Here is a 7,280-nt window from a genome sequence, read left to right as displayed (position 1 = left end):
GAGATTCAGCCTCCACGGATACCGGTGCGATTCACTTCATTCCAAAGTACCACTGATGGCCTTTCTTGCTTTGATGCATCTGCGGGTCTCGTTGACCTTCTTTGTTCTTGGTGGAGCTGGGCGCGGCTATCAGTGTGGCGTCAACCACCGTGCCGCGCTGCAGCAGTAGATTTTTCTCTTTGAGAATGGCGTTGACTGTTGCCAAAATTCGCAGGCAAAGATTGCTGGCATCGAGCTGTGCGAAGTGGCTGAAAGGGGCGTGTCATACAACACCTCTCCATGGCTGGGTCTGAGAGGTTGAACCATTGCTGCAGAAAGTGAATACGCAACATGTTTTCGATGGCAAAGCTGGGTCTGCCATGTCCCTTTGGGCTTTGATGGGCTTGAACCAGCGCCACCAGCTCAGCCCAGGGAACTGCGCGCTCCATCTCTTCAAGAAACTCACGTTTACATGCTCTCTTGCTGCTCAACTCAACCCCACCTCCAAGACTTGTTTGTGTCATGAAACGGAATATTTCACAGACTCAACCGGTGTAACGCACTTTTGTAGGGTTACCTAAATCAATTCCCCAGAAAAACATGAAATCTTTGACTGTATTAATTTGCAATTTTTTATTGCAAAAAATAAATAATCTTCCAAATCACTAACACCCCCAAAAAGATAAAAAAATTAAACCTCCATTGATTAAATGGAAATGTCAATTAAATGCAAAATAACACTTTCACGCAGATAAAACAAGAAATAAATTGTAATTAAAGAAACAACACAAAGAAAACAATACTCCGCCTTAACGATAAAAAATTTTACTTTACGTTGAGTAACTTACTCTATAAGTTCAACTCACCCCAATTTCCCAATCACAATTCAAATTAGAGACAAGTAAGAACATCGCACAACAATGTTAATGACGGTAAAATCACCAATTGTTTTACTTTCTAGTTGCTTTCAAAAGGCACGCTCCCTATCGTTTGCAGTTTTATAACATTTTTGATGCTATTGCATCAAAGTGTTTCATTAAGCCATAAGCAAAACAATTCAAGTTCATTTTGCTTAAGAGACATTCTCAATGCCTTCCCGATTACAGCATCTGCATTTCTCAACAAAAACACTGCCTGCAGCAATTAGGAATGATGCAGCAGTGGCATTAATGGAGCCGGTTTTTGAACTTAGTCCACTGCAACAAGGTGCAGAATTAGATATACAAGTTGATATGACGATCTGGGCAGGAATGACCCTTGGCCAGAACCATTTCAATGCCACTCGGGTGAAGCGCGGGAAACGCCAAACACAGATGGCAACGCGCGATCAAATTGGCATTAGCCTGATGGTTGACGGGGGGGTCTTTGGTCACTCAGAGTCAACAGCCGGAGAAATTAAGAAAATAGAAGTGAAATCCGGCGAGATACTGGTCTCGGATCTCGCTTATGGCTACGACCTTGCATCACCAAACGGCGGTCATAGTCAAACACTATTTCTCCCTAAAAATGCGCTCGACAGCAGCTTACAAACAGAGCGTCTTCATGGGTTTGTGCTACATGATCAAGTTACCGGCGCTCGCCTGTTTCGCCATTACCTACAAGGCTTACACCGCGAGACCAAACAAATGCCTGAAGAGGAATTCATTGCTGCACAAGAAATGACTGTCGACATCCTGAACAGCCAATTCCGCAGTCTCATCAGTGCGATGCACTCGTCTCCAGATGAAGTGCTTCGGCAACGCATTAAAACTTTCATTCGACAACATTTGCGAGAGCAAGAGCTTGGTGTTCAAGGCTTACTGGACGAATTTCATGTTGCAAGAGCAACGCTCTACAGGCTCTTTGCCGAACACGGAGGCGTCGTAGCCTACATACGGGATCAGCGCCTCGATGGCTGCTATCGCGACTTATTGCAAGCTGACTTCGAGCTTAACTTGAGCAGCCTGCTGTATAGCTGGGGGTTTTCAAGCGACCAGCAGTTTCTACGCGCATTCACAGGGCGGTATGGCACGACTCCTTCTGAGTTACGTAAAAAACGTAAAACAGCAAACCTGCATGAGGACTCAACATTGGCACACGAAATGCTCGCCAATCTGCATCAAAAAAAATTAAGTACCGTATAACCCCTCGTGCTGTTGGTGTCATGCACTCATGGGCCGAACATGACAAGCCAGACCATCAATTGAGATGAAATGCCTGATGAATAGAGACAGACTGATGGGACAATTTTTATCAAAAATTTCACAATTAAATTAGAAATATTGATGCTTCCCCATCGTCTGCAGGCGTCCTGCAGCGTCAAAGCGTCCCCACCCATCGACAACATCCAACTCAAGTATTGATGCCGACACTTTCGCTTGTTAGGCATCCGCGTGTTTCGTGAACGAAATGCATTAGGCCTGTTGTAGTGAGCAGGTTAAAAAATACTGAATTGAATGGGGTTCAGGCATGGCAGCATGCACAACGGAGTTGGAAAGAGAGGCCATCTCCACACTGCAAGGAAAGCATTGATGTTTCATTTGTGAACTTTATGAGGACTCTAATGAAACACCGTGAATGGCGCGCGAGCAATCGCGCGCATTTTTCTGTCTTGAAGAACCTGCGCTACGCACCACTGGCAAAAACCAGTGCATTAGTCATCAGTCTTGGCCTTGCATGTACGGCACATGCCGCTACAAACTATGACATTCTGGTTAATCACGAAGCATTTTTTGCCAATCCAACGACCGAATCGGTTACAGGTGTTGTAGATGGGCCAGCCGGGGGTGAATTCGTCTACCGTGCAAAAATTAAATTGAACGGCGCCGCTACAGATGCCGTTCTCGATGATGTAGTGCTATCGCAATCGCTGCCTGCAGGAGCACTGTTTCTAGGTACTTCTTCGACGGAAGCTTCTGCTAACGTGAAGTGCACAGATGCGCCAACTATTGGAGCTGTCATTGCAGCCCCGACTCTGGAGGGGGAATTCACCACTCCAATTCACTGCACCGTATCAGGCGTGAATTTCACTAAATTCGTGGAGGTCGACTTTCATGTACGCTTGCCTAGTGAAGGAACTGAATGGAAAGCCTACGCATCGGCCAGCAGCGCAAGCAATGTCGATCCTGATCAAAGTTCTGAAAGCCCCAATCATAGCAATATCGAACGCAACGTAACAACCTACGAAGCCGCCGATTTGGCTATTGCATTCACATCGCCTACGGAATCAGGCTCCTATAAACAAGGCGATGTGGTTTTCTACACCTTGGTAGCAAGCAACGCCAACAGCGAGTACGCCTTTGATCTCAAGGCTGGGGAAATGGCTGTTGTGCGTTTTCCATTGCCTAGCGGCACAGCCTTTCAGAGCACACCCAGCGGGAACGGTTGGAACTGTCAACAAAAAGAAGATAGCGAGACAAACCCGCCTGTAGCAGTGCAGGAGTGCACATACACAGTACCCGCTGGTCAAAAAATTGCAAAAGGAAGTTCGCTGCCCCCATTGACAATCCCCGTATTGCTCAATGCATCAGGCACCGTTGCTGCTACCGCATCGGTCACAGGACTACGCGCAGGAGGGCAAACGTTTGAAGAATCAGAAAGCGACAACAACAGTACTCATGTCAGTATTGCTGTTGCAACCAACAATGCACTGGACATGGCGTTAGCCAAACGGGTTTCGCCTAGCGTAGTTGATGCTTTGGCAGCCGGCGGATCTGTCCCCGTCACCTACACACTGACAGCCAGTCGGGTATCAGGCAGCGTTGCTATACCAGAAAACGTCCAGCTGAAAGATACGTTGCCTGACAGCATCAGCGGTATCGAAGCCAGTGGTGGCGCAGACTGGAATTGTACGGTCGCTGGCCAAACCGTCACCTGCGACTACGAAGGTGTTATGCCAAGCAATGGCACTTATCCAGTCGTCACTATTAAAGGCGAACTTGCCGTATCGGCTACCAAAGCTGGTGAAAAGGTTGAAAACAACGCTGCTGTTTCCGCAAGCAATGAAACCGATGTCGCAAAAATCAACAATAGCGCTAAAGCTGTCGTTGAAATCTCTAACAATGTGCGGTTATCCATCAACAAAACCCGCTCTGATTCTGTAGTTGCCTCAGGCCAGCCATACAGCTACACCATCACTGTCAAAAATGAAGGCCCCCTTGATGTGCTGCCTGGGCAAACCATCACGGTCCACGACCAACTAGACGAACGCCTGACTTTTGATGGCCTAGATACAGACTCAGCCACAGCTGGCTGGAAATGCGCAGATGCCGATGCGAGCAACCTCGTGACCTGCACCTTTGCCAACGGCCTTGCCAAAAATGCCACCACGCAGCTCAAGCTGAATGTGCACGCCACACTTGCTGACCCCAACAGCTTTGCCACTGTGAAAAACACGGCGAAACTGGTTGGTGTCGACGGGCGTGGAGGGAATTTCGAGAATGCCGTATCGAATGAAGCGAGCGTTAACTTCTCTACAAAATCTGCAGACCTGATGATTGAAAAATCTGCACAGGTATCTGGTAATGCGGTCAGTGGCGCAGAGGTGGTCTACACCTTGAAAATGAAAAACCAGACGGTTAGTACAGAATTCACCCAAACAGCGAAAACAGTGGTTGTGGAAGACACAATCAATAATCTGATTATCGATAACTATGCTGGTGCGCCTTGGAATTTCCCCAAGTACGACAACGATCGATTTATTGAAGTGACAGCAGCACACCCCAATGGAGATGACGCAACAGGCCTTTGCAAGCTCTCAGGAACCAACAACGATAAAAGTGCCAAAGTCACCTGCACATTCACTAACGTCCCCGTTAGCGATACCGATGAATACACCGTTGTCATCAAGGCACGCCAGTACGTCGATCCAACCAGTAATTCCGAGCCAAGCAACAAGATTACGAATACCGCAACTGTTAGCTCAGAAGACACGGCAGACAGCAATTCTAAAAACAACTCAGACAGTGCAGAAGTCACACTTACAGCATTGACCGATGTGCGTTTGTCACGTACAGCCTCTCTTGAAAAAGCTGCTGCTGGTCAAGCGATTACTTACACCATAACAGCAAAAAACCATGGCCCGTCTGCCGCTCGTGGCATTAAGGTGGTTGAAACACTGCCTATTGGTACATTCTGGGTCGGTTCTGCAGCAACAGTCGGAGGGGGTGGCGAATGCACACTGAACGGAGGACTCGCTCCTACAGACGGCATGGAGATCACCGCCAGTAACAACACCTTAACTTGCACTTGGCCTGAATCTTTTGTTTTAACTGAAAACAATCAGGAAGCCATTAGTTATCTTGTACGCTCAGCAGGTGAAGGCTATGCGGATACGCTCAAATCCTCTGCGGTAGTTAGCACAGTTACCCCTGAGATTACCAAGGACAACAACACAGCCAATACATCCATCCCGTTGGATGAACCCAATGTGGATGTTCTCATCAGCATGCAACACTCCGATGATGGTCTTAAGTTAAAAGACGAAGAAACCCAATACACCATCACGGTAACCAATAGTGGCGCATCTACGTCTTATGCCACGGGCGTTCACATGGAAAACGCATTCCCTGCCAGTGGCTCAACCGCCGCGTTTGAATTCGTCAAATTGGTAGGCGTAACAGGTGTTAGCCGATTCAGTGCAGACAATTGCAAAGTGCCTGCTCAAGGAGCTACCTCTGGTGCCGTCGTGTGTGATTTCCCTTGGATGGCGCCAAACGAGACCGTTCAAATTCGCTTCACAATGAAGCCCGTTGAACTGCTGGATGGCCGCGCTGTAGGCACTGTTAACCACAACGCCACTGTTTCTGCTGATGTGGAAAGACTCAACAGCGGTCTAGACACTAGCCGCAACAACAGCACACGCGATCGTACCTCGACCTACGACCCCGCCTCGGTCAGTGATCCTGACGCATTGCGTTTCGTGGATTTGTCGCTCACCAAAACTGTTCAAGCGCCTCAACCCGCTGCAGTGAGCATGGAAGATGTCATCACCTACCGCCTCGTTGTGAAGAATGAGGAAGACCCACAAGGCGACCCTCGAAATGATTTGGTCAATGGCAATGCGATTGTGACCGATGTGCTGCCACCTTATTTGGCGCTCGATGGAGCACCGCCAAACGGTTGCCGTTATGAAGAAAGCTCCCGCACACTCACCTGTACTGTGACCGATTTGGCTGCAGGAGCTGAAACCTCATTTGAATTTAAGGCACGTGTTGTGAACTTGCCTGCAAATGCAGACGAGATCACCAACACAGCGCAATTAGTCAGCCCGGGCGACCCCGATGAAAGCAATAACGAGGACAAAGCCTCAGTCACGCTGCCCAAAGAAGAAGCGGATCTCTCTATTTTTAAGACAACCGTAGGCGTGGCTAACGATGCAATCCTAGATGTGGGCGATACGTTGACTTATTCATTGACCATTCGCAACGAATCGACCAGCGACACCAGTCGCTCGGCCACCGCGACGGATGTGATTCCACCCGCGTTGGAGTTGACTGCTTTCCCTAACGATCGCTGTGCTTACACCGAAACCAGTCGCACTTTGGTGTGCCAAGTTGGTGTTCTTGCTCCTGAGCAAAGCACCAGCATCCAACTCGAAACGCAAGTCATCAGCATTGGGCAAGAAATCAGCAATACCGCAACAGTGAGTGCACCTAAGGATACCAATCCTGACAATGACACCAGCACCATTACGGTTCCGACCCGCAACGTGGAGGTTGATTTGTCTGTCGGCATCACCGTCGTCGACCGCGACAACAAAACACCAGTCAAACCGGGCGAAGAGTTGACTTACTTGGTTACCGTTACCAACGTTGAAACCGATCCAACCCGGACCAGTACTCCATCGACCGTGACGATCACCCTGCCCCCAGGCACTGAGTTAGACCTGACAAAACTGCCTCCAGCCTGCACCTACGATGAAGACAGCCATATTGTCCTCTGCCAAGTCGGCGAGCTGATGCCAGGTGAAAGCGTTGATTTCTCACTGCCAGTGAAAGTCAAGGAAGACATCAAAGAAATCACCTTGCCAGCAAAAGCGGTTGTCTCCAATGACAAAGACTACAACCCTGACAACAACATTGACGAGGTTGACTTGCCAATGGAGAGAAAAGAAGTTGTGGCCGTTCCTGTCAACCACCCTGGCGCCTTACTGGGCTTGATGGCAATCATCTTTGCTTTTGCAGCCCGTCGCCGCTCTGTGGCACGCCAAAACTAAGCGCAAAAATTGCCGCTTTAGCATGAATGGTTTTGGCACTTTCAATGCCAAAACCATTACCGCCGACGCCATACAAGAATGCTTGCGTCGGCCCTCTTCCTAACAA

At 48.7% G+C, this 7,280-nt stretch carries 2 protein-coding genes and 1 pseudogene; 2 read left to right on the top strand and 1 reads right to left on the bottom strand.

Annotation, left to right across the window (positions count from 1 at the left end):
- Positions 1 to 34: 34 nt before the first annotated feature.
- Positions 35 to 503, bottom strand: a pseudogene (locus E9531_RS15285) (transposase); the annotation flags it as partial.
- A 564-nt stretch (positions 504 to 1,067) separates the two neighbouring features.
- Here E9531_RS15285 and E9531_RS15280 point away from each other — a divergent pair.
- Positions 1,068 to 2,102: a helix-turn-helix domain-containing protein gene (locus E9531_RS15280; protein WP_136574635.1), complete on the top strand. Its 1,035-nt coding sequence runs from the start codon at positions 1,068 to 1,070 to the stop codon at positions 2,100 to 2,102.
- 419 nt (positions 2,103 to 2,521) lie between these two features.
- A complete protein-coding gene (locus E9531_RS15275) occupies positions 2,522 to 7,174 on the top strand; it encodes an isopeptide-forming domain-containing fimbrial protein (RefSeq protein WP_158291814.1) in 4,653 nt (1,550 codons plus the stop codon).
- The last annotated feature ends 106 nt before the right edge of the window (positions 7,175 to 7,280 follow it).

It is taken from the genome of Lampropedia puyangensis (genome assembly GCF_004833285.1).
Classification (GTDB): domain Bacteria; phylum Pseudomonadota; class Gammaproteobacteria; order Burkholderiales; family Burkholderiaceae_C; genus Lampropedia; species Lampropedia puyangensis.
This window is presented reverse-complemented; position numbering and strand designations above follow the sequence as displayed.

What these genes read in the sequence shown, in the direction of transcription:
- E9531_RS15275 (WP_158291814.1), top strand. Translation starts at nt 2,522, where the DNA reads ATGAAACACCGTGAATGGCGCGCGAGCAATCGCGCGCATTTTTCTGTC.
- E9531_RS15280 (WP_136574635.1), top strand. Translation starts at nt 1,068, where the DNA reads ATGCCTTCCCGATTACAGCATCTGCATTTCTCAACAAAAACACTGCCT.